Source organism: Escherichia sp. AM3 (assembly GCF_032029835.1).
GTDB classification, from domain to species: Bacteria; Pseudomonadota; Gammaproteobacteria; order Enterobacterales; family Enterobacteriaceae; genus Escherichia; species Escherichia coli.
In genome coordinates this window covers 1-21,442 of the sequence record NZ_JAVUPQ010000071.1, presented here as the reverse complement: position 1 = coordinate 21,442, position 21,442 = coordinate 1, and the positions used below count along the sequence as shown (strand labels likewise).

Here is a 21,442-nt window from a genome sequence, read left to right as displayed (position 1 = left end):
TGGAGCTGCATGACAAAGTCATCGGGCATTATCTGAACATAAAACACTATCAATAAGTTGGAGTCATTACCTCCTTAAACAAGGAAATAAATCAGTTCCAGATTTACAACGCCATCATGGACGAAAAATGAAGCTTTCAATCTCAGCGACCTCAGCGACGGTGCGCCTCACCTTCGCAAGAGGTCGCTTCACGCGATAAATCTGAAACGAAACCTGACAGCGCGCCCCGCTTCTGACAAAATAGGCGCATCCCCTTCGACCTACGTAACAGATGGAATCCTCTCTCTGATGGCAGCAAAGATTATTGACGGTAAAACGATTGCGCAGCAGGTGCGCTCTGAAGTTGCTCAAAAAGTTCAGGCGCGTATTGCAGCCGGACTGCGGGCACCAGGACTGGCCGTTGTGCTGGTGGGTAGTAACCCTGCATCGCAAATTTATGTCGCAAGCAAACGCAAGGCTTGTGAAGAAGTCGGGTTCGTCTCCCGCTCTTATGACCTCCCGGAAACCACCAGCGAAGCGGAGCTGTTGGAGCTTATCGATGCGCTGAATGCCGATAACACCATCGATGGCATTCTGGTTCAACTGCCGTTACCGGCGGGTATTGATAACGTCAAAGTGCTGGAACGTATTCATCCGGACAAAGACGTGGACGGTTTCCATCCTTATAACGTCGGTCGTCTGTGCCAGCGCGCGCCGCGTCTGCGTCCCTGCACCCCGCGCGGTATCGTCACGCTGCTTGAGCGTTACAACATTGATACCTTCGGCCTCAACGCCGTGGTGATTGGCGCATCGAATATCGTCGGTCGTCCAATGAGCATGGAACTGTTGCTCGCAGGTTGCACCACTACCGTGACTCACCGTTTCACTAAAAATCTGCGTCACCACGTAGAAAATGCCGATCTGTTGATCGTTGCCGTCGGCAAGCCGGGCTTTATTCCTGGTGACTGGATCAAAGAAGGCGCAATTGTGATTGATGTCGGCATCAACCGTCTGGAAAATGGCAAAGTTGTGGGCGACGTCGTGTTTGAAGACGCGGCTAAACGCGCCTCATACATTACGCCTGTTCCGGGCGGCGTTGGCCCGATGACGGTTGCCACGCTGATTGAAAACACGCTTCAGGCGTGCGTTGAATATCATGATCCACAGGGTGAGTAACATGGCGACATTTTCTTTAGGTAAACATCCGCACGTTGAGCTGTGCGATTTGCTGAAACTGGAAGGCTGGAGCGAAAGCGGCGCGCAGGCGAAAATCGCGATTTCCGAAGGCCAGGTGAAAGTCGACGGTGCGGTTGAAACGCGCAAACGCTGCAAAATCGTCGCCGGTCAGACAGTGAGTTTTGCAGGTCACAGCGTACAGGTTGTTGCCTGATCCCTTTCCCGGCCTGTATCAACAGGCCGGTTCTCTTTTCAGACTTTTGCCCTCTACGCCCCGTTCATCCATGCTGATAGCATCGACATTTTGCCGAAGCGACCATCATGCCAACCGTTATTACGCACGCCGCCGTTCCCCTATGCATTGGTTTAGGGTTGGGTTCGAAAGTCATCCCTCCGCGTCTGTTATTTGCCGGAATCATCCTGGCGATGCTGCCCGACGCCGACGTATTGTCGTTTAAATTTGGCGTTGCTTACGGCAATGTTTTTGGTCATCGCGGGTTTACCCATTCGCTGGTGTTTGCGTTTGTTGTCCCGCTGTTATGTGTGTTTATTGGACGCCGATGGTTCAGGGCTGGGCTGATTCGCTGCTGGCTGTTTTTAACCGTCTCGTTGCTATCGCACAGCTTGCTGGATTCGGTAACCACTGGCGGTAAAGGCGTTGGCTGGCTGTGGCCGTGGTCAGATGAACGCTTTTTCGCTCCCTGGCAGGTGATAAAAGTCGCGCCGTTTGCATTGTCTCGTTACACCACGCCGTACGGGCATCAGGTGATTATTTCTGAATTGATGTGGGTGTGGTTGCCGGGGATGCTACTGATGGGAATGTTGTGGTGGCGCAGACGATAACCGGATGCGAAAACTCGCATCCGGCAATAGCGCAATTACTTACGACGCCAGGTGGTCCCTTGCGGGCCATCTTCCAGCACGATCCCCATCTCGTTAAGACGATCACGCGCCGCATCCGCCGCCGCCCAGTCTTTCGCTTTACGGGCATCCAGACGCTGTTGAATTAACGCTTCAATCTCAGCCACTTCGCTGTCGTCTGCCTGCGCGCCGCTTTGCAGGAACGCTTCCGGTTCTTGCTCCAGCAGGCCCAATACAGCGGAAAGTTTACGCAGGTGAGATGCCATTGCATTCGCCGCTGCCATATCTTCTGCTTTCAGACGGTTTACTTCACGCGCCATATCAAACAGTACGGAATAGGCTTCCGGGGTGTTGAAATCGTCGTCCATCGCTTCAATAAAGCGCGCTTCAAACGCTTCGCCACCGGCAGGCGCAACGGTTTTATCTGTGCCGCGCAGCGCAGTGTAGAGACGCTCCAGCGCCGCACGCGCCTGCTTCAGGTTCTCTTCGCTGTAGTTCAACTGGCTGCGATAGTGGCCCGACATCAGGAAGTAACGCACGGTTTCCGCGTCGTAGTATTTCAGCACATCGCGCACGGTAAAGAAGTTACCCAGCGATTTGGACATCTTCTCGCGGTCAACCATCACCATTCCGGAGTGCATCCAGTAGTTCACATACTGACCATCATGGGCACAGGTGGACTGCGCGATTTCGTTCTCGTGGTGCGGGAACATCAGGTCTGAACCGCCGCCGTGGATATCAAAGTGGTTACCCAGCTGCTTGCAGTTCATGGCCGAACATTCAATGTGCCAGCCAGGACGACCCGCGCCCCACGGAGACGGCCAGCTCGGTTCGCCCTCTTTCGACATCTTCCACAGAACGAAGTCCATCGGGTTGCGTTTGTCATCAACCACGTCAACGCGCGCGCCAGCCTGCAGCTGGTCGAGATCCTGACGCGACAGCACGCCATAAGTTGGATCGGTCGGGACGTCAAACATCACGTCGCCGTTGTCCGCCACATAAGCGTGACCTTTGGCGATCAGTTGTTCAGTGAGTTCAATAATTTCTGCGATATGGTGCGTCGCGCGCGGCTCCATATCCGGGCGCAGAATGTTCAAAGCATCAAAATCTTTGTGCATTTCGGCGATCATGCGATCCACCAGCGCCACAAAGCTTTCGCCATTTTCATTGGCGCGTTTGATGATTTTGTCGTCGATATCGGTAATGTTGCGCACATACTTCAGTTTATAGCCGAGGAAACGCAGATAGCGCGCAACCACGTCAAAAGCAACAAAGGTACGCCCGTGACCGATATGACAGAGATCGTAAACGGTGATTCCACACACGTACATGCCGACTTCCCCGGCGTGAATAGGCTTAAATTCCTCTTTTTGGCGTGTCAGAGTATTGAAGATTTTTAGCATCGAAGATTCCGTTTAGACATGTGTGGGTAATTGAGTTGCGTATAATACCCATATTTCCCGCGCGAATCAGCATACATTGCGTGATGATCCGATCGTGCGGTTATGCTATAACACCACCCTATATATGACCCGAACTGGGTTGAAGCACCAATCAAACGGAACAGGATGCAAAAATGGTTACTTTCCACACCAATCACGGCGATATTGTCATCAAAACTTTTGACGATAAAGCACCTGAAACAGTTAAAAACTTCCTGGACTACTGCCGCGAAGGTTTTTACAACAACACCATTTTCCACCGTGTTATCAACGGCTTTATGATTCAGGGCGGCGGTTTTGAACCGGGCATGAAACAAAAAGCCACCAAAGAACCGATCAAAAACGAAGCCAACAACGGCCTGAAAAATACCCGTGGTACGCTGGCAATGGCACGTACTCAGGCTCCGCACTCTGCAACTGCACAGTTCTTCATCAACGTGGTTGATAACGACTTCCTGAACTTCTCTGGCGAAAGCCTGCAAGGTTGGGGCTACTGCGTGTTTGCTGAAGTGGTTGACGGCATGGACGTGGTAGACAAAATCAAAGGTGTTGCAACCGGTCGTAGCGGTATGCACCAGGACGTGCCAAAAGAAGACGTTATCATTGAAAGCGTGACCGTTAGCGAGTAATCGTGGCGACACTCTTTATTGCAGATCTTCATCTCTGCGTGGAAGAACCGGCGATCACCGCCGGTTTTCTGCGTTTTTTAGCGGGGGAAGCCCGCAAGGCCGACGCGCTGTATATTCTTGGCGATCTGTTTGAAGCATGGATTGGCGACGACGATCCCAACCCACTCCATCGCAAGATGGCGGCGGCGATCAAAGCGGTGTCCGATTCCGGCGTTCCCTGTTATTTCATTCATGGCAACCGTGATTTTCTGCTCGGCAAACGCTTTGCCCGTGAAAGTGGCATGACGTTATTGCCGGAAGAAAAGGTGCTCGAACTTTATGGTCGCCGGGTGTTGATTATGCATGGCGACACGCTGTGCACCGATGACGCGGGTTATCAGGCTTTTCGCGCCAAGGTCCACAAACCCTGGCTGCAGACGCTATTCCTCGCCCTGCCGTTGTTTGTGCGCAAACGCATTGCCGCGCGAATGCGCGCGAACAGCAAAGAAGCCAACAGCAGTAAATCGCTGGCGATCATGGACGTTAACCAAAACGCGGTGGTCAGTGCGATGGAAAAACATCAGGTGCAATGGCTGATCCACGGGCATACCCATCGCCCGGCGGTGCATGAACTTATCGCCAATCAGCAACCTGCTTTTCGCGTGGTACTGGGTGCCTGGCATACGGAAGGTTCAATGGTGAAAGTCACGGCGGATGACGTTGAGCTGATTCATTTTCCGTTATAAAAAACCCGCAACTTTGCTGATTTCACAGCCACGCAACCGTTTTCCTTGCTCTCTTTCCGTGCTATTCTCTGTGCCCTCTAAAGCCGAGAGTTGTGCACCACAGGAGTTTTAAGACGCATGTCTTCCCGCAATAATCCGGCGCGTGTCGCCATCGTGATGGGGTCCAAAAGCGACTGGGCTACCATGCAGTTCGCCGCCGAAATCTTCGAAATCCTGAATGTCCCGCACCACGTTGAAGTGGTTTCTGCTCACCGCACCCCCGATAAACTGTTCAGCTTCGCCGAAAGCGCCGAAGAGAACGGTTATCAGGTGATTATTGCGGGCGCAGGCGGCGCAGCGCATCTGCCAGGCATGATTGCCGCCAAAACGCTGGTGCCGGTGCTGGGCGTGCCAGTACAGAGCGCCGCACTGAGCGGTGTCGATAGCCTCTACTCCATCGTACAAATGCCGCGCGGCATTCCGGTGGGTACGCTGGCGATTGGTAAAGCTGGCGCGGCAAACGCGGCGTTACTGGCAGCACAAATTCTTGCGACTCATGATAAAGAACTGCACCAGCGTCTGAATGACTGGCGCAAAGCCCAGACCGACGAAGTGCTGGAAAACCCGGACCCGCGAGGTGCGGCATGAAACAGGTTTGCGTCCTCGGTAACGGGCAGTTAGGCCGTATGCTGCGTCAGGCAGGCGAACCGTTAGGCATTGCTGTCTGGCCAGTCGGGCTGGACGCTGAACCGGCGGCGGTGCCTTTTCAACAAAGCGTGATTACCGCTGAGATAGAACGCTGGCCGGAAACCGCATTAACCCGCGAGCTGGCGCGCCATCCGGCCTTTGTGAACCGCGATGTGTTCCCGATGATTGCTGACCGTCTGACTCAGAAGCAGCTTTTCGATAAGCTCCACCTGCCGACTGCACCGTGGCAGTTACTTGCCGAACGCAGCGAGTGGCCTGCGGTGTTTGATCGTTTAGGTGAGCTGGCGATTGTTAAGCGTCGCACTGGTGGTTATGACGGTCGCGGTCAATGGCGTTTACGCGCAAATGAAACCGAACAGTTACCGGCAGAGTGTTACGGCGAATGTATTGTCGAGCAGGGCATTAACTTCTCTGGTGAAGTGTCGCTGGTTGGCGCGCACGGCTTTGATGGCAGCACCGTGTTTTATCCGCTGACGCATAACCTGCATCAGGACGGTATTTTGCGCACCAGCGTCGCTTTTCCGCAGGCCAACGCACAGCAGCAGGCGCAAGCCGAAGAGATGCTGTCGGCGATTATGCAGGAGCTGGGCTATGTGGGCGTGATGGCGATGGAGTGTTTTGTCACCCCGCAAGGTCTGCTGATCAACGAACTGGCTCCGCGTGTGCATAACAGCGGTCACTGGACACAAAACGGTGCCAGCATCAGCCAGTTTGAGCTGCATCTGCGGGCGATTACCGATCTGCCGTTACCGCAACCAGTGGTGAATAATCCGTCGGTGATGATCAATCTGATTGGTAGCGATGTGAATTATGACTGGCTGAAACTGCCGCTGGTGCATCTGCACTGGTACGACAAAGAAGTCCGTCCGGGCCGTAAAGTGGGGCATCTGAATTTGACCGACAGCGACACATCGCGTCTGTCCGCGACGCTGGAAGCCTTAATCCCGCTGCTGCCGCCGGAATATGCCAGCGGCGTGATGTGGGCACAGAGTAAGTTCAGTTAACCTGGTGCTCATTTGATTGCCGGATGCGGCGTGAAAGCCTTATCCGGCCTACACCGATCCGGTACCCATTGTAGGCCTGATAAGACGCGTCAAGCGTCGCATCAGGCATGGTGCACCGATTGCTGGATGCTCTCATCACTACAGCGAAATACAGGTCCCCGCTTCGCCCGCCAGCGTCTCTTCAATTCGCGATAACGCCCCAATCCACGCGGGTTTACCACGGCTTCTGACATAACCACTCACCGCCGTTACCTTCGGCCCCATCGAACCATCGGCTTTGGCAAATGGCGCTAACTCATCCGGTGTGGCATGGCGAATGGCGCGTTGCTGCGGCGTTCCCCAGTTTTCATATACCGCATCAGCATCAGTGAGGATCACCAGCCCATCGGCGTTAATCTGCTCAGCGAGCAACGCAGCAGCGAGATCTTTATCAATCACCGCTTCACTCCCTGCCCCATCTTCCGTCACAGGCACACCGCCGCCGCCACTGCAAATCACCACATGCCCCTCTTTGAGCAACAACTCGATGGCTTCGCTGTCGAGAATTTTACGCGGTTGCGGAGACGCCACCACCCGGCGCAAATATTTACCATCACGTTTCATCTGCCAGCCGTAAGCTGCTTCCAGTGCCTCTTGTTCTTCTGGCTGATAGACCGGACCGATAAACTTCTCTGGCTGCAAAAACGCCGGATCATCAGGCGAAACTTCAATGCGCGTCAGCACCGTCGTGACAGGCGGCATCTGCGGCTGTGCGCTCAAACTCTGCGCCAGCATATAGCCAATCATCCCCTGACTTTCTGCCACCAGCACATCCAGCGGATACGGTTCCACTTCTTTCCACGCCAGATTCTGTAACGCCAGCAGCCCCACCTGCGGCCCGTTGCCGTGAACAATCGCCAGCCGATAAGAACGGGCCAGGCGCGCCAGCGCAGGTACAGCACTGGCGATATTGCGATATTGATTTTCTGCCGTCAGCGCCTCACCGCGCTGAAGCAAGGCATTGCCCCCAAGAGCTACAACCAGTGTTTTCATGGTTTTCCTTGTAATAATTGTTGACCAAGCCAGAACCCCAGCAGTGTATCTGCTCCTGACGTATGCCCCAGCGCCAGCAGCGAATCAATCGCAACAGCGGTACGTTTCGGGCAACTCAGAGCATGGACAAAGTGCAGGAGTGGCGAGGCGAAATATCCTTGCGCGGCATAACGTAAATAACTGACGCTCACCGCTGTGGTAACGAGTTGAAGATTGTCGGAACAGGCAAAAAACTGGCGACCGGAGCGCGCATCTAAAGCACCATAACACCAGGCCGCCAGCAGCATTCCGCTCAGCGTGTCATCATGACTTGGCGTTAATCCGGGGCCTTTACCCAGCCAGTGCCGCCAGTCGGTCTTAACGCCATTGAGCGCGGCCTGAAAACAGTGACGAAACTGGCGTAACTCAGCAGGCAGCGGATCGCCTGCCGCCAACGCCAGTGGCCCGAAAAGCCCGGTTTCCTCCGCGCGTTGCATCCATGCAGCTGCAAGCGGTTGAGGATGCGCAGGCGGCGTAATACGCAGCAAACAATAACGCTGTGGCTGTTTAACCGTGAAACGCCCGAGGCGAATCCCTTGAGCCACAACCTGTGGTCGTTCATTGCCGCATAATCCACCGCATAACGCATCGAATTGCGCGCGGCGAAGCACCCATCCTCCGGGGCCGAAACCACTACCCTGACGATGCAGCGTTAACAGTTCGCCGCTTTCCGTCATCAGGTTAATCGCCCGCCGCCACACTCCCGCTAACCGCCAGGACTGGCGATAATTCGGTGCGCTACTACTGGCAAGCAGAGGATGGATGATCGTCATTGCGCGTTCCTCAACCAATCCCCATGCTTTCAGCCAGTGCTTCCAGCGCCTGTTCAAAACACGCCAGCGGTGCCCGCACAGTGCCTGCGCCAATCTGCCCGATCCCCGCCTCTTTATGGGCGATACCGGTATTGATGAGTGGCGTAATGCCGGTTTCTACCACGCGACGAATGTCCAGTCCCAGGCACGCGCCCTGAAAATCCCAGCCTGGGATCTGCAACTGCATATTGCGCTCAAGGTAAATTTCCGCCATCTCTTCAGATACCGCTCTGGCCGCTTCCATGCCACCCGCACCGACAAAGCGCGTTACGCCAGGCGCTGCGATCATTGCCGCACCTCCGATACCAAAGGTTTCGGTAATCGCGCTATCGCCCATATCCGGGTTCGCCTGCTCCTGCGAGAAGCCGGTGAAAAACAGACCTTGCGGAGTGTTTACAGGCGCAGTAAACCAGCGTTCGCCCAGCCCGCTTACCCGAATCCCGAACATATTGCCGTTGCGGGTCATTGCCGTGACGATGCTGCCTGCGCGGATCATCGCGCCAGCATCCATCGCCGCCTTGCAGTAAGCCATCGCGAGGTTGAGGAAGAACTGATCGGTCACGCTGAGGAAATCCATCACTTCGGCGATGTGCTGTTTATCATGATCGAGGCGAGCAATTTGTGGGGCCAGCGCACGCATTAACAGTGCAGAGGAAGCAATATTGCGTTGATGGAACTCATCGCCCATCGTAATGCCCTGCGCCATCATCGCCGTGAGATCGATACCGCGCTCCATGCGCCCCAGCGCCGCGCTTAATACTGGCATTAACACATCGCGCATCCAGCGATGGCGAGTCAGGACATCTTCGCCGTAAGCGCCAAAACGCATCACTTTGCCGATACCTTCGTTGAGGTTGCAGTACGCCCGGTTGCCGTCGGTCACGTTCTCGACCACCAGCATCGGCATACTGGCAGAAGTAATACCGCCCATTGGACCGACGGCATTCACATGGTGACAAGGAATGAAGTTCACTTCCCCCTGCTCCAGTATTGCCAGCGCCTGCGCTTCATCTTTCACCCAGCCTTCGAACAGACATGCGCCCACGCACGCCCCTTTCATGGGTCCGGTCATCTCCTGCCAGCGCATTGGCGGCCCGGCGTGAAGCAGTGTTTTGCCCTCGTTTAGTTCGCTGATAAGTGAAGAAGCCGGTTGCACATCCAGCCAGTGTGGACGAGCGCGACGAATTTGTTCGATAACCGCAGCATTGGCTTGCGCTACTGATGTAAACATGGGAACCCCTTATTGCAAACGTTCTAATAAACGAGCCAGTTTTTTATTGCCGCCGGCGACTGGCGACCATTGGTAATGCACAACCGGTTTGCTGGCGCTTTGTAGCTCCAGCGCAAAGCTGCGTAATCCGATGTTAATCACGGCGACGTTTTCCAGTAATGACGGTGTGTGTTGCTGAGTGGCAGGCGAAAGCGGACGAATCAGTGCCGCCGCCAGCAAGGTGGCTTCCGGCAGCGAACTCACTACCGCGATCCCTGCATCTTCCAGCGTGGCGATTTGCTGCGAGCGGCATTGCGGGTCACGTTCAGTGCCTGTCACCGTGGCAATGGCATACAGTGGTTGATTGTCTGAACGCGCGGCACATGCTTTTTGCCAGGCGCTTACCAGCGAGGCGGCAGGATCGGCGGTCGCACCGAAGCCAATCACGACATCAAGCAGCAATACGCGCACTTGCGGTTTAGCGCCGAGATCGGCAATTAACTGGTTGCGTAAGGCTGGGTCGATCATCGGATGGGGACGCCCGACGGTGTAGAAATCATCGCCGAGGTCAATAATCTGGTGACCATCGGCGTCGAGCATCATGCCGTGATGATGGGTATCGTCGGCTTCCACGCCAAGGTGTCCAGCAAGTAATCCCGCCGCTTCGGCAGCCAGCGTACCGCCGGTATACAAACCGCAAATAAATCCGCTGCTGACAGGCGCTATTGCGTTACGTCGCGCCGTGACACGTGAAAGCAGGCAAGCCAGGCGTGCGGCCTCATCCAGCGAGGAGGCAAACCAGACATTCTCGTCGCGGGCCACCGCCGGGGTATAACCTAAAAACAGCGCCACCGTCGGTTTGCCGGTTGCTTTCATGGCATTAACAATTTTCAGACGCACAGCTTCGGCAGGCGGTTTTGAAACAAATGCCAGCACTTCGCTTTTCTCGTCTGCACTGAGCATTTCCAGCGCCGTCAGCGCACTGATGCCGCCTACTTCACGGCTGAGGTCGCGCCCGCCAAGGCCAATCGCGTGAGTAATTCCCTCCCCTGCCAGCGCAATCTGCGAGCACAGCTCCTGAATCCCGGTACCGGAAGCGCCAATGACGCCAATGTTGCCTTCCGGCATCACGTTAGCAAAAGCCAGCGGCGTGCCGGCAATCATCGATGTACCGCAGTCCGGCCCCATCACCAGCAAGCCTTTTTCCCGCGCGCGGGTTTTAAGTTGGATTTCATCTTCCAGCGTGACGTTATCGGAGAACATCATCACGTTGAGGTTGCGATCCAGCGCCTGGTTCGCCAGCTCCGCCGCATACTCACCAGCCACTGAAATCAGCGCCAGACTGGCGTCGGGTAATTTCTGACAGGCACTGTCCCAGCGACGCACCTGCGTCAACGCCTGGCTGCTGCCTGCCCCCTGCGCCAGTTGTTTTAGCGCCTCTTCAAGCTGCTGCATAATCGCCTGCGCGATCCCCGCATCCGCCGCTTCGCTACGAATTGCCACGCAAATATCGTTCGGCGTGGCGTTATTAAAATCGTCATGCCAGAAACCTGTGGTATCTAATAACGCTTTATTGGCGGGCGTACCCATCATTACGGAAACATCATCAACATTTTCTGATTCGCTGAGTTTTCGTGAAATAATCATTAAACTGACCGAATCCTGAAAACACCCTTTTTTAATAAAGGCGTGGATCATAACAACTCCTTAAAAATTGCACCCATGGCAATTGCACGAGCAGTGTTAATGTGGCGATTACGGTATCGATGACAACGGGTAAATAAGGTGATGAATATCACACAGGGATTATTAACAAAAGAATTCAAATAACCGCCATGCTATTACGTGTTATTTTTTAATAAGCGTGGTTTTTTTAAAAACCAGGTTAAAAGCGAGCGGATTATCAAATAAATTCTAACTATATTTTTTTGCCTGTCTGGATCACATAATCCAGATATTTTCCCTGTATGTTAATTGCAGTCATGCTTCACACCGTCGTTAAAAAGGAAGACAGATGAAAATCAGTCGGGAAACACTCCACCAGCTAATTGAGAATAAACTCTGCCAGGCTGGGTTAAAACGTGAGCACGCTGCAACCGTGGCTGAAGTATTGGTTTACGCCGATGCCAGAGGGATCCACTCTCATGGCGCGGTGCGCGTGGAATACTACGCGGAACGCATTTCAAAAGGCGGCACCAACCGCGAACCGGAGTTTCGTCTTGAGGAAACCGGGCCGTGCTCGGCAATTTTACATGCCGACAATGCCGCCGGACAGGTCGCGGCGAAAATGGGTATGGAACATGCCATCAAAACCGCCCAGCAAAATGGCGTTGCGGTGGTCGGTATCAGCCGGATGGGTCACAGCGGCGCAATCTCTTATTTTGTGCAGCAGGCAGCCCGCGCCGGATTAATTGGCATTTCGATGTGCCAGTCCGATCCAATGGTGGTGCCGTTTGGCGGCGCGGAAATTTACTACGGTACTAACCCACTGGCCTTTGCCGCGCCGGGAGAAGGCGACGAGATCCTTACCTTTGATATGGCGACTACCGTACAGGCATGGGGAAAAGTGCTCGACGCCCGCTCGCGTAATATGTCTATCCCGGATACCTGGGCGGTCGATAAAAACGGTGCACCAACAACCGATCCGTTCGCGGTACATGCTCTGCTCCCCGCCGCCGGGCCGAAAGGGTATGGCCTGATGATGATGATTGACGTCCTCTCAGGCGTCTTACTCGGCTTACCGTTCGGGCGACAGGTTAGTTCGATGTATGACGATTTACACGCCGGGCGTAATTTGGGGCAATTACATTTAGTTATTAACCCGAACTTTTTCTCCTCCAGCGAATTATTCCGTCAACATCTTAGCCAGACCATGCGCGAATTAAATGCCATTACCCCCGCGCCCGGTTTTAACCAAGTTTATTATCCCGGACAGGATCAGGATATTAAACAACGCAAAGCCGCCGTCGAAGGCATCGAAATTGTTGATGATATTTACCAGTATTTAATTTCCGACGCGCTTTATAACACGTCATACGAAACGAAAAATCCCTTTGCGCAATAATTATTGAGACAGGACTTTCTTATGATTACACATTTTCGTCAAGCCATAGAAGAAGCGCTGCCCTGGCTTTCCTCTTTTGGCGCTGACCCAACGGGTGGGATGACCCGTTTACTTTATTCGCCGGAATGGCTGGAAACCCAGCAGCAATTTAAAAAAAGAATGGCAGCAAGTGGGCTGGAAACACGTTTCGATGAAGTAGGGAATTTATACGGTCGCCTGAATGGTACCGAATATCCACAGGAAGTGATTCTGAGCGGTTCGCATATCGATACCGTGGTTAACGGCGGTAACCTCGACGGGCAATTCGGCGCGCTGGCGGCGTGGCTGGCAATTGACTGGCTGAAAACGCAATACGGCGCACCGTTACGTACGGTCGAAGTGGTGGCGATGGCAGAAGAAGAAGGCAGCCGCTTCCCGTATGTCTTCTGGGGCAGTAAAAATATCTTTGGGCTGGCGAATCCTGACGACGTGCGGAATATCTGTGATGCCAAAGGAAATAGTTTTGTCGATGCGATGAAGGCTTGCGGATTTACTCTGCCGGACGCCCCGCTAACTCCGCGTCAGGATATTAAAGCCTTTGTCGAACTGCATATCGAACAGGGCTGTGTGCTGGAAAGTAATGGGCAATCAATTGGCGTGGTGAATGCAATTGTCGGGCAACGTCGCTATACGGTGACGCTGAACGGCGAATCAAACCATGCAGGCACCACGCCGATGGGTTATCGTCGTGATACGGTTTACGCTTTCAGTCGCATTTGCCATCAGTCGATCGAAAAAGCGAAAAAGATGGGCGATCCGCTGGTTCTGACCTTTGGGAAAGTAGAGCCGCGCCCGAATACGGTGAATGTGGTGCCGGGTAAAACCACGTTCACCATTGATTGTCGTCATACCGACGCCGCCGTGCTGCGTGATTTCACCCAACAGTTAGAAAACGACATGCGGGCGATTTGCGATGAAATGGACATTGGTATTGATATCGATTTATGGATGGACGAAGAACCCGTGCCGATGAATAAGGACCTGGTCGCCACCCTGACAGAATTGTGTGAAAGTGAAAAACTGAATTACCGGGTGATGCACAGTGGTGCCGGGCACGACGCGCAAATTTTCGCGCCTCGCGTGCCGACCTGCATGATTTTCATTCCCAGCATCAACGGGATCAGCCATAACCCGGCGGAACGCACCAATATTACCGACCTTGCCGAAGGGGTCAAAACGTTGGCACTCATGCTTTATCAACTTGCCTGGCAGAAATAAGGAGTCATAAATGGGATATTTAAATAACGTCACCGGTTACCGCGATGATTTACTGGCTAACCGTGCGATTGTGAAACACGGTAATTTCGCACTGTTAACCCCGGACGGTCTGGTAAAAAATATTATTCCGGGCTTTGAAAATTGTGACGCGACAATCCTCTCCACGCCAAAGCTGGGTGCCTCTTTTGTTGATTATCTGGTCACACTGCATCAAAACGGCGGCAACCAACAGGGCTTCGGTGGCGAAGGCATTGAAACGTTCCTGTATGTGATCACTGGAAATATCACTGCCAAAGCCGAAGGCAAAACATTTGCCTTAAGCGAAGGTGGCTATCTTTATTGCCCGCCAGGCTCCTTAATGACGTTTGTTAACGCCCAGGCCGAAGACAGCCAAATCTTTTTATATAAGCGCCGCTATGTTCCGGTAGAAGGCCATGCACCGTGGCTGGTTTCTGGCAATGCCAGCGAACTGGAACGCATTCACTATGAAGGTATGGATGATGTGATCCTGCTGGATTTTCTGCCCAAAGAGTTAGGTTTTGATATGAACATGCATATCCTCTCTTTTGCACCAGGTGCCAGCCACGGTTATATCGAAACACATGTTCAGGAACACGGTGCCTATATTCTTTCCGGTCAGGGGGTTTATAACCTCGACAATAACTGGATCCCGGTGAAAAAAGGCGATTACATCTTTATGGGCGCTTATTCTTTACAGGCTGGTTATGGTGTAGGGCGTGGTGAAGCGTTCAGCTATATTTACTCGAAAGATTGCAACCGCGACGTAGAGATTTAAGTCATACCACTCGCCTGATTATTTTTAGCTATGTTGGATTTTGCCACGGTTTATACCGTGGCTTTTTTTGTAACATTGCCTGATGCGCTTCGCTTATCAGGCCTACATGATCTCTGCAATATATAGAATTTGCGCGATTTTCAGGAAGGATATAGTACTCATGCCGCATCCGGCATGAGTACTGCGCTCTTATACGAAATAAATAGCATCCGCTTTAAAGGCAAGAGTCAGTTTTTAATTCCCTGACCTATTTTAATGGCGCAGGCAATATTTCGCGCGCTGTTGAAGAGATTGATTTCACCGCTGGCGAGTACTTCGGCTAAAGGTGCCAGACGTGGCAAAATGCTGAATACCGCATCAATGCCATACTGGTGCACCACTTCCACGCCATCACCCAATACGCCAGCAATCCCAATCACCGGTACATTAAACTGCTTCGCCACCGACGCCACACCCAGCGGCGCTTTACCGCCTGCCGTTTGCGAGTCGATGCGCCCTTCCCCGGTAATCACCAGTGCTGCGCCCTGCACTGCCTGCGCAAGATTGACCGCATTCAACACAATCTCAATACCTGGTTTAATATCCGCATTGAGAAATACCGCCGCCGCAATACCCATACCGCCCGCAGCGCCGCCGCCCGCCATCTGGCAGACGTTGATTTCAGTTTGCTGTTGTAAAACACGGGCGTAATTTTGCAGCCCCTGTTCCAGCTCTTCGACCATTTCCGGCGTTGCCCCTTTTTGCGGGCCAAACACCGCCGCCGCGCCGCGTGCCCCTACCAGCGGGTTATCAACGTCACATGCTACTTCAATATGGCAATTCGCCAGACGCGGATCGCATTCATCCATCTCAATGCTTGCCACGCGCGCTAAATTACCGCCGTTAGCCACCAGCACCTGACCGTCGGCATCAAGGAAACGCACACCGAGCGCCTGCGCCATGCCCATACCGCCGTCGACCGTCGCACTGCCGCCAATGCCGAGAATAATATGGCGAATGCCGTTATCCAGCGCATGACGAATTAACTCCCCCGTACCAAAACTGGAGGCCAGCAACGGATTACGCTTTTCAGGCGCGACCAGCATCAGGCCACTTGCTGCCGCCATCTCAATCACCGCCGTTTTCCCGTCGCCGGTAAGGCCATAAAAAGCATTCACTGTTTCGCCCATCGGCCCGCAGACTTCAAGCGTCACGATGTTGCCGCCCGTCGCGGCGACCATCGCATCCACCGTTCCTTCGCCGCCATCCGCTATCGGCAAACAGATATAGTGCGCATCGGGAAAGAGGGTCGAAAACCCGGCTTTAATTGCCTGGCAACATTTTTCTGCACTTAAGCTCTCTTTAAAAGAGTCTGGCGCAATGACAATCTTCATTATCAATCCTTTTTCAACAAATTATTCGATGCGTTCCCACGGAATAAGATTATCCATAAGAACAGCCAGTAAAATCCCGACCAATAAGCCGTTACTGAGCAGAGGACGCAGCGTTAATGGAAGGTCTTGCAGATACACAGGCGGTAATGCCATTAAAAATATGCCGACAAATAACGGCAATGCGAGTCGATAAATATTGCGAGCGGTAAAGGTTATTTGCTGGCTAAACACCAGCGCGGAAAAGAGTAAAGGCAGATAAGAAACCAGCATGACCGCGCTACTCACGGGTAAAGGGATACTGCAAAACAGTCGTGTGAGTGCCGGAACCAGCGCCACCAGCAGGCAAATAACGCTGCCATAAATAAACGAACGCCGCGTGTAATCGCCAGTCTGGGTTAATAAACCAATGGATGAAACAAACGGTGAAAATGGAATTACCGCCAGCGGTACGGTTATCAGCGTCATAAATCCGGTCGCCACAAAGCTACGACGATAACGCGTATTCCCCGCGCCCTGCTGCGGATAAAAAACATCCGTGCCCCGAATCGCACCGTAGGTATTGCTGATATTCACCAGACCTGTAATCACCGCCGTCAGAATAATTCCCGGCGACAAAGCACCGCCACTGCCGAGCGGGAACCACTGCCAGTGCAACTCACCGGAGAGCGAATGCGAAGAAGGAAAGCAAAAGTACCACAACAACCAGCCGGTTATCGTACCGACCAGCAGGCCATAACGGGCAAAACGTTGCGGCAGAAAGATAATCATCGCCAGTACCAGGCACATCACCGCCACCGAGAGCGCGAACGGTGGTAACTGAATTTTAAAATTTGGGTCGGCTATGCCAAACGGCAGCCCGAGCATACCTTTGAAAAAGATAGTGGTCAGCTGCGCGCCCAGCATCAACATAAACAAGACCATCACCGACGGCGTAAATAACCGTGCCAGGCGATGGCCTAATCCGCTAAAACCAATCAACATCGTCAGCACGCCGGAGAGTGCAATCCCCACCGCCAGACTGGTAGCGATATCGTTGATCGGTGTCCCGCGCGATGCTTCGCCAAGGGTGATAGTAAGGATGGTTCCCCACCACAGGCCACCCGGCCCTTCCATAATAGCGCGACGATGACCGCAGAACGCCTGAGCGAAGCAGGCCAGTGCGGTAGCAAGAAAAGCATATTGCGTGAGCGTAAGCAGGCTACTTTGCGGCAACTGAAAAGCAGAAAGTAGCGTAGGAGGAACCACAACCGTGTTGCAAAAAATAAAGAAAAACCACTGAAATCCTGATAACAGGCTTTCGCGGCTGACTGCAAAATTGAACATAAACACACCTTAACCGGAGAATGCCCGCCGCAAGGACGGGCATTGCAGGGGCCAGATTACTGCTGATGTTTAAGGATAAATTGACCTTTCGGCGCAACAGGGAAGCCCTGTTCAATGTCGTAAATCACATCACCACGTAAGATGGTTTTCGTGATACGCGCGCCAATGGTACGGCCAACATACGGGCTGACTTTGTGGCGATATTCCAGATCGTCATTGGTAAGAACATAGCTGCTATTCGGCTGAATGAAGACGAAGTCGGCATCTTTTCCTGGGGCGATACGGCCTTTTTGCTGCAGACCGAAAATATCTGCTGCGTTAGTCGCCATTAATTTGCCGAACATTGGCAGAGACATTCCGCGTTTCTGTACCGCTTCATCGAACATCACGTCCATACAGTTTTGCAGACCGGCAATACCGCCCCATGCTTCCATGATGTTGCCGGCTTTCATTTCCGGAGGGCATGGTGAGTGGTCGGAAACCAGGCAGTCGATTTCACCGTTAAACAGTTTTTCCCACATGCCTTTCTGGTTTTCCAGATCGCGGATCGGCGGTGAACACTTCGCCAGAGTACCGATTTCTTCGAACTGATCGGTATCCAGTACAAAGTAATGCGGGCAGGATTCACAAGTAACATCCTGACCTTCCTGACGTGCACGAGTCACTTCTTCAACACCTTCTGGGCTGCTGATATGGCAAATGTGCAGACGGCAACCGGCAACTTTCGCCAGGTACAGTACGCGGCGAATCGCTTCCACTTCGGTAAATACCGGACGCGAAGCCACATAGTCATGGGCAGTTACGCGACCTTCACTTTTCGCTTCTTCGCCCAGTGCATCACAGATCAGCGCGTTTTCGCAGTGCACCAGCACCGGCTGCCCCAGTTCGCCCAGCTTCTGCGCACCTTTGAAGAACTGCCAGTCGTTTACATCACGGAAGTCGTTGTCGATACCGCGATCGCCACAGGTCGCAACGAAGCATTTGAAGCCGACAACGCCCACTTCATCCAACTCATGCAGACGATCAATGTTGTAAGACACCAGGCCACCGAGTTGTGCCGCATCGATAGTCAGCTTGCCTTTAGCGGCATCGAACTTCAGTTCAATTGAAGCACGGTCAACCGTTGCAGGCAGCTGGTTGAGCGGCATTTCGATCATGGTGGTGATACCACCTTTTGCCGCTGCGCGAGTACCGGTTTCATAACCTTCCCAGTGGCTACGACCCGGTTCAGAAATATGGGTGTGCGCATCAACCATGCCCGGCGAAACCACCAGACCAGACGCATCTATAACTTCTTTTGCATCGCCCAGATCCTGACCGATAGCAGCAATTTTTCCGCCTTTAACGGCGATATCTACAACGCGAGCTTCGTTTTCTAAAATAACGGTGCCGTTTTTAATGATTAAATCAAAAGACATAACAAACTCCTTGTAAAATACAGATTGGTTTTTAACTCAATGTTCAATATCGGGATTAATTAACCTATGGTTTTTTGCTCTCCTGTTTTTTCTGCTGTTGTACATTTCTTTAATAAGGCGTAGGCCGCAAAGGCGACGATGACGCCGACAAACCATGAAACACGCGATAACGGTTCCATAAAGTGAATAAACTTACCGCCAAGAGATAAAATAACGGCCACCAGAGTTACTGAAAACGCAGTGAGGTTAAAACCGTTATCGTAATATTTATAATCGCCAGGTGCGGTATACAGTTCATCAAGATTAATTTGTCCGCGCATCACCACAAAATAATGCGCCATCATGACACCAATTACCGGACCAAGCATTCCGCCGATAATATCGAGGAAAAGATAAATGCTGTCCTGATTTTCCATTAATTTCCACGGGCAGATCAGCAAGCTGATAATACTGGCAATCAGTACGCCGTTTTTATAGGTCAGTTTTGTCGGTGCAATGGCGGCAATCTGATAACCGGCTGGAATAATATTACCGGTCGCGTTAGTGGAGATAGTTGTCATCAGAATAACCAGTACCGCAAAGAACGAGGCGAACAGGCTGTCCCAACGCTGAACAATATCCAGCACGTTCCAGGTATCAGCGCCGTAGTGAATACTGGCTCCGGCAATAATACATACCCCGGCGACCGCAAACAGAATATAGGCCACAACTAAACCCAGCGTTTGCCCCAGCGCCTGCTCACGAAACGAGTGGGCGTTTTGCGTAAAGTCGGATGCGCTCACCGCCGGTGCCGCCCAGACCGCAACTACCGCGTTAATCACCACCAGGAACAGGAAGCCACCGTTTTCTGCTTTCTGAATACCGCTCGGAATGTAGTCAAAGATTGGACCGATCCCGACCAGTGAAATCGCCCAAATCGCCATACCGCCGAAAACGATATAGATGCACGGGTTAAGAATGGCAGTGAATTTATTTAAAACTTTGCCACCGCCAAAACCTATACCAACGTTGACCAGCCAGAAGATTAAGAAAGTAATTAAGCCCGGTAGAGAAAGGCCTAACAGAGTGAAATCACCACCGAGAGTTAAAAATCCCGGCCAGATTTTGCCAATCAGAATCAAGCAGGCCAGTGACCCCGCGTAACATTGCAAACCAAACCACATGATGGCGGCAATTCCGCCCCTTAATAATCCGGGAAACAGTGCACCACGTACACCGTAAGAAGCACGCAGGATCATGGCAAAAGGCACACCGTATTTACTGCCCGCAGCACCGTTTAATACCATTACCGCGGCAATGAAAAAGGCGCTGAGGATAATTGCCAGCATAATACTAAAGGTAGACAAGCCGAGAATAAAAAAGCCGCCGACCATCACATAATTGGGAACGTTATGAACCGAACCCATCCATAAGGTAAAATAGTTAAATGTTTTCCAGGTCCGCTGGCTTTGCGTTTTCGGCAATAGATCTTCGCTATAGCCGCGTTGCTGGAATAGTTTTCTCTGATGTTCCATAAATCCCTCTTAATTTCACGTATCGAATAACGTTGTTTTAATCTAGCTATGAGGAACAAATAAAATAAAAATATTATTTTTAATACTGAAGCAACATCTTTGGCTGCTTTCTTTTTTAATATTGCTGGCCGATTCATTTTCTGATATCGGCCATTTTTATTGCGGGTATCAGGCCAGTTTATGGTTAGCCATTAATTCCAGCGCCTGCACTAACGCAGAGTGATCCAACTGGCTGCCACCGTTTGCCGCACAGGTATTAAATAACTCCTGGCAGGTCGCAGTGTTTGGCAGGTTCAGCGCAAGTGCTTTCGCACTTTGCAGTGCCAGGTTGAGATCTTTCTGGTGCAGAGCGATTTTGAAGCCCGGATTAAAGGTGCGTTTAATCATACGCTCGCCATGAACTTCCAGAATACGTGAGGAAGCAAAGCCGCCCATCAGCGCCTGGCGCACACGTACCGGGTCCGCACCGGCTTTTGAAGCAAATAGCAGGGCTTCAGAAACCGCTTCAATATTGAGCGCCACGATAATCTGATTTGCCACTTTGCAGGTTTGACCATCGCCGTTACCGCCCACGAGGGTGATATTTTTACCGAGCAGTTCAAACAGCGGTTTAACACGTTCAAATACCGCTTCATCACCGCCAACCATAATCGACAACGTCCCTTCACGCGCACCGATTTCACCGCCGGAGACTGGCGCATCGAGATAATCGCCGCCCAGTTCATTCACCTGACGAGCGAAACGCTTAGTTTCAATCGGGGAAATGGAGCTCATATCAACAATGGTTTTGCCCTTCAGCGAGGCTTTGGTACAACCATTTTCACCGAACAGAACTTCTTCAACCTGAGGTGTGTCCGGCACCATAATAAAAATGATGTCCGATGCTTCCGTTACCTGGCGAGCAGTTTCAACACTGACGGCACCCAGTGACAGTAATTCATCAGCAACCGGTCCAATGGTCGTGACATGTAATTGATGACCGGCACGCGCCAGATTAATGGCCATCGGTGTACCCATAATGCCTAAGGGTAATGACTCCAACTTATTGATAGTGTTTTATGTTCAGATAATGCCCGATGACTTTGTCATGCAGCTCCACCG

Annotated in this window: 21 protein-coding genes; 10 read left to right on the top strand and 11 right to left on the bottom strand. The window is 52.5% G+C overall.

Features of this window, described 5'->3' with window-relative positions:
* Nucleotides 1-288: 288 nt before the first annotated feature.
* The 3 genes from folD (at nt 289) to RTW80_RS19415 (ending at nt 1,998) form a co-directional block, all read left to right on the top strand.
* Nucleotides 289-1,155 (top strand): bifunctional methylenetetrahydrofolate dehydrogenase/methenyltetrahydrofolate cyclohydrolase FolD, encoded by an 867-nt coding sequence (gene folD / locus RTW80_RS19425; protein WP_000729155.1) that lies wholly within the window; start codon nt 289-291, stop codon nt 1,153-1,155.
* Between the two features lies 1 nt (nt 1,156).
* Complete coding sequence (gene ybcJ / locus RTW80_RS19420) at nt 1,157-1,369, top strand: ribosome-associated protein YbcJ (RefSeq protein WP_000190293.1); 213 nt, start codon at nt 1,157-1,159, stop codon at nt 1,367-1,369.
* Nucleotides 1,370-1,476: 107 nt separating this feature from the next.
* Entirely contained in the window at nt 1,477-1,998 is a 522-nt protein-coding gene (locus RTW80_RS19415; RefSeq protein ID WP_001143542.1) for a metal-dependent hydrolase, read from the top strand.
* Between the two features lie 35 nt (nt 1,999-2,033).
* Here the strand turns inward: RTW80_RS19415 and cysS are convergent, their stop codons facing one another.
* Nucleotides 2,034-3,419 carry a cysteine--tRNA ligase gene (cysS, locus tag RTW80_RS19410; RefSeq protein ID WP_000912345.1) on the bottom strand — a complete coding sequence of 462 codons (1,386 nt, stop codon included), beginning with the start codon at nt 3,417-3,419 and terminating at the stop codon, nt 2,034-2,036.
* A gap of 173 nt (nt 3,420-3,592) precedes the next feature.
* On the opposite strand from cysS, the gene ppiB reads away from it, so the two are divergent.
* The 4 genes from ppiB (at nt 3,593) to purK (ending at nt 6,503) form a co-directional block, all read left to right on the top strand.
* Entirely contained in the window at nt 3,593-4,087 is a 495-nt protein-coding gene (gene ppiB / locus RTW80_RS19405; protein WP_000255997.1) for a peptidylprolyl isomerase B, read from the top strand.
* Nucleotides 4,088-4,089: 2 nt separating this feature from the next.
* Nucleotides 4,090-4,812, top strand: a complete 723-nt coding sequence (gene lpxH, locus RTW80_RS19400) for a UDP-2,3-diacylglucosamine diphosphatase (RefSeq protein ID WP_063119089.1) — start codon at nt 4,090-4,092, stop codon at nt 4,810-4,812.
* Nucleotides 4,813-4,929: 117 nt separating this feature from the next.
* Nucleotides 4,930-5,439 (top strand): 5-(carboxyamino)imidazole ribonucleotide mutase, encoded by a 510-nt coding sequence (gene purE / locus RTW80_RS19395; protein ID WP_001295318.1) that lies wholly within the window; start codon nt 4,930-4,932, stop codon nt 5,437-5,439.
* Nucleotides 5,436-6,503, top strand: a complete 1,068-nt coding sequence (purK, locus tag RTW80_RS19390) for a 5-(carboxyamino)imidazole ribonucleotide synthase (RefSeq protein ID WP_312719899.1) — start codon at nt 5,436-5,438, stop codon at nt 6,501-6,503. The genes purE and purK overlap by 4 nt, the downstream gene beginning before the upstream one ends.
* Before the next feature lie 138 nt (nt 6,504-6,641).
* On the opposite strand, the gene RTW80_RS19385 is transcribed toward purK, so the two are convergent.
* Genes RTW80_RS19385 through RTW80_RS19370 form a run of 4 tightly spaced genes read right to left on the bottom strand, consistent with a single transcriptional unit; the run spans nt 6,642 to nt 11,294 of the window.
* Nucleotides 6,642-7,535, bottom strand: a complete 894-nt coding sequence (locus RTW80_RS19385) for a carbamate kinase (RefSeq protein ID WP_000855388.1) — start codon at nt 7,533-7,535, stop codon at nt 6,642-6,644.
* The gene (locus RTW80_RS19380; RefSeq protein WP_312719897.1) at nt 7,532-8,347 is read right to left on the bottom strand and encodes a DUF2877 domain-containing protein; all 816 of its coding nucleotides are present in this window, start codon (nt 8,345-8,347) and stop codon (nt 7,532-7,534) included. The genes RTW80_RS19385 and RTW80_RS19380 overlap by 4 nt, the downstream gene beginning before the upstream one ends.
* Before the next feature lie 10 nt (nt 8,348-8,357).
* Nucleotides 8,358-9,617 carry a DUF1116 domain-containing protein gene (locus RTW80_RS19375; RefSeq protein ID WP_000495380.1) on the bottom strand — a complete coding sequence of 420 codons (1,260 nt, stop codon included), beginning with the start codon at nt 9,615-9,617 and terminating at the stop codon, nt 8,358-8,360.
* 9 nt (nt 9,618-9,626) lie between these two features.
* Entirely contained in the window at nt 9,627-11,294 is a 1,668-nt protein-coding gene (locus RTW80_RS19370; protein ID WP_000580817.1) for an acyl-CoA synthetase FdrA, read from the bottom strand.
* A 316-nt stretch (nt 11,295-11,610) separates the two neighbouring features.
* Between RTW80_RS19370 and allD the strand changes: the two genes are divergently transcribed.
* From allD to allE, 3 genes are read left to right on the top strand one after another with little or no spacing between them, the layout of a single operon-like run.
* The gene (gene allD / locus RTW80_RS19365) at nt 11,611-12,660 is read left to right on the top strand and encodes an ureidoglycolate dehydrogenase (protein ID WP_000703912.1); all 1,050 of its coding nucleotides are present in this window, start codon (nt 11,611-11,613) and stop codon (nt 12,658-12,660) included.
* Nucleotides 12,661-12,681: 21 nt separating this feature from the next.
* Nucleotides 12,682-13,917, top strand: coding sequence for an allantoate deiminase (allC, locus tag RTW80_RS19360; protein WP_001490892.1), 1,236 nt, complete (start codon nt 12,682-12,684; stop codon nt 13,915-13,917).
* 10 nt (nt 13,918-13,927) lie between these two features.
* Entirely contained in the window at nt 13,928-14,713 is a 786-nt protein-coding gene (allE, locus tag RTW80_RS19355) for a (S)-ureidoglycine aminohydrolase (RefSeq protein WP_000540963.1), read from the top strand.
* 227 nt (nt 14,714-14,940) lie between these two features.
* Here the strand turns inward: allE and glxK are convergent, their stop codons facing one another.
* The 6 genes from glxK to RTW80_RS31530 all read right to left on the bottom strand — a co-directional run bounded on the left by glxK (nt 14,941) and on the right by RTW80_RS31530 (nt 21,440).
* A complete protein-coding gene (glxK, locus tag RTW80_RS19350; RefSeq protein WP_000706343.1) occupies nt 14,941-16,086 on the bottom strand; it encodes a glycerate 3-kinase in 1,146 nt (381 codons plus the stop codon).
* Between the two features lie 21 nt (nt 16,087-16,107).
* Nucleotides 16,108-17,409, bottom strand: coding sequence for a uracil/xanthine transporter (locus RTW80_RS19345; protein ID WP_001302767.1), 1,302 nt, complete (start codon nt 17,407-17,409; stop codon nt 16,108-16,110).
* A gap of 56 nt (nt 17,410-17,465) precedes the next feature.
* Complete coding sequence (gene allB, locus RTW80_RS19340; RefSeq protein WP_063119225.1) at nt 17,466-18,827, bottom strand: allantoinase AllB; 1,362 nt, start codon at nt 18,825-18,827, stop codon at nt 17,466-17,468.
* A 59-nt stretch (nt 18,828-18,886) separates the two neighbouring features.
* Nucleotides 18,887-20,341 carry an allantoin transporter gene (locus tag RTW80_RS19335; protein WP_032247712.1) on the bottom strand — a complete coding sequence of 485 codons (1,455 nt, stop codon included), beginning with the start codon at nt 20,339-20,341 and terminating at the stop codon, nt 18,887-18,889.
* Between the two features lie 168 nt (nt 20,342-20,509).
* The gene (glxR, locus tag RTW80_RS19330) at nt 20,510-21,391 is read right to left on the bottom strand and encodes a 2-hydroxy-3-oxopropionate reductase (RefSeq protein WP_409415304.1); all 882 of its coding nucleotides are present in this window, start codon (nt 21,389-21,391) and stop codon (nt 20,510-20,512) included.
* Nucleotides 21,384-21,440 (bottom strand): IS1 family transposase, encoded by a 57-nt coding sequence (locus RTW80_RS31530; RefSeq protein ID WP_003032489.1) that lies wholly within the window; start codon nt 21,438-21,440, stop codon nt 21,384-21,386. The genes glxR and RTW80_RS31530 overlap by 8 nt, the downstream gene beginning before the upstream one ends.
* Nucleotides 21,441-21,442: the final 2 nt, after the last annotated feature.

Excerpts from the sequence above, each read along its gene's own strand:
- RTW80_RS19415 (WP_001143542.1), top strand. The coding sequence starts at position 1,477 with ATGCCAACCGTTATTACGCACGCCGCCGTTCCCCTATGCATTGGTTTA.
- ybcJ (WP_000190293.1), top strand. The coding sequence starts at position 1,157 with ATGGCGACATTTTCTTTAGGTAAACATCCGCACGTTGAGCTGTGCGAT.
- allD (WP_000703912.1), top strand. The coding sequence starts at position 11,611 with ATGAAAATCAGTCGGGAAACACTCCACCAGCTAATTGAGAATAAACTC.
- cysS (WP_000912345.1), bottom strand. The coding sequence starts at position 3,419 with ATGCTAAAAATCTTCAATACTCTGACACGCCAAAAAGAGGAATTTAAG.
- RTW80_RS19380 (WP_312719897.1), bottom strand. The coding sequence starts at position 8,347 with ATGACGATCATCCATCCTCTGCTTGCCAGTAGTAGCGCACCGAATTAT.
- allB (WP_063119225.1), bottom strand. The coding sequence starts at position 18,827 with ATGTCTTTTGATTTAATCATTAAAAACGGCACCGTTATTTTAGAAAAC.
- ppiB (WP_000255997.1), top strand. The coding sequence starts at position 3,593 with ATGGTTACTTTCCACACCAATCACGGCGATATTGTCATCAAAACTTTT.
- RTW80_RS19345 (WP_001302767.1), bottom strand. The coding sequence starts at position 17,409 with ATGTTCAATTTTGCAGTCAGCCGCGAAAGCCTGTTATCAGGATTTCAG.
- RTW80_RS19335 (WP_032247712.1), bottom strand. The coding sequence starts at position 20,341 with ATGGAACATCAGAGAAAACTATTCCAGCAACGCGGCTATAGCGAAGAT.
- folD (WP_000729155.1), top strand. The coding sequence starts at position 289 with ATGGCAGCAAAGATTATTGACGGTAAAACGATTGCGCAGCAGGTGCGC.
- allC (WP_001490892.1), top strand. The coding sequence starts at position 12,682 with ATGATTACACATTTTCGTCAAGCCATAGAAGAAGCGCTGCCCTGGCTT.
- purK (WP_312719899.1), top strand. The coding sequence starts at position 5,436 with ATGAAACAGGTTTGCGTCCTCGGTAACGGGCAGTTAGGCCGTATGCTG.
- allE (WP_000540963.1), top strand. The coding sequence starts at position 13,928 with ATGGGATATTTAAATAACGTCACCGGTTACCGCGATGATTTACTGGCT.
- purE (WP_001295318.1), top strand. The coding sequence starts at position 4,930 with ATGTCTTCCCGCAATAATCCGGCGCGTGTCGCCATCGTGATGGGGTCC.
- RTW80_RS19375 (WP_000495380.1), bottom strand. The coding sequence starts at position 9,617 with ATGTTTACATCAGTAGCGCAAGCCAATGCTGCGGTTATCGAACAAATT.
- RTW80_RS19385 (WP_000855388.1), bottom strand. The coding sequence starts at position 7,535 with ATGAAAACACTGGTTGTAGCTCTTGGGGGCAATGCCTTGCTTCAGCGC.
- RTW80_RS19370 (WP_000580817.1), bottom strand. The coding sequence starts at position 11,294 with ATGATCCACGCCTTTATTAAAAAAGGGTGTTTTCAGGATTCGGTCAGT.
- glxK (WP_000706343.1), bottom strand. The coding sequence starts at position 16,086 with ATGAAGATTGTCATTGCGCCAGACTCTTTTAAAGAGAGCTTAAGTGCA.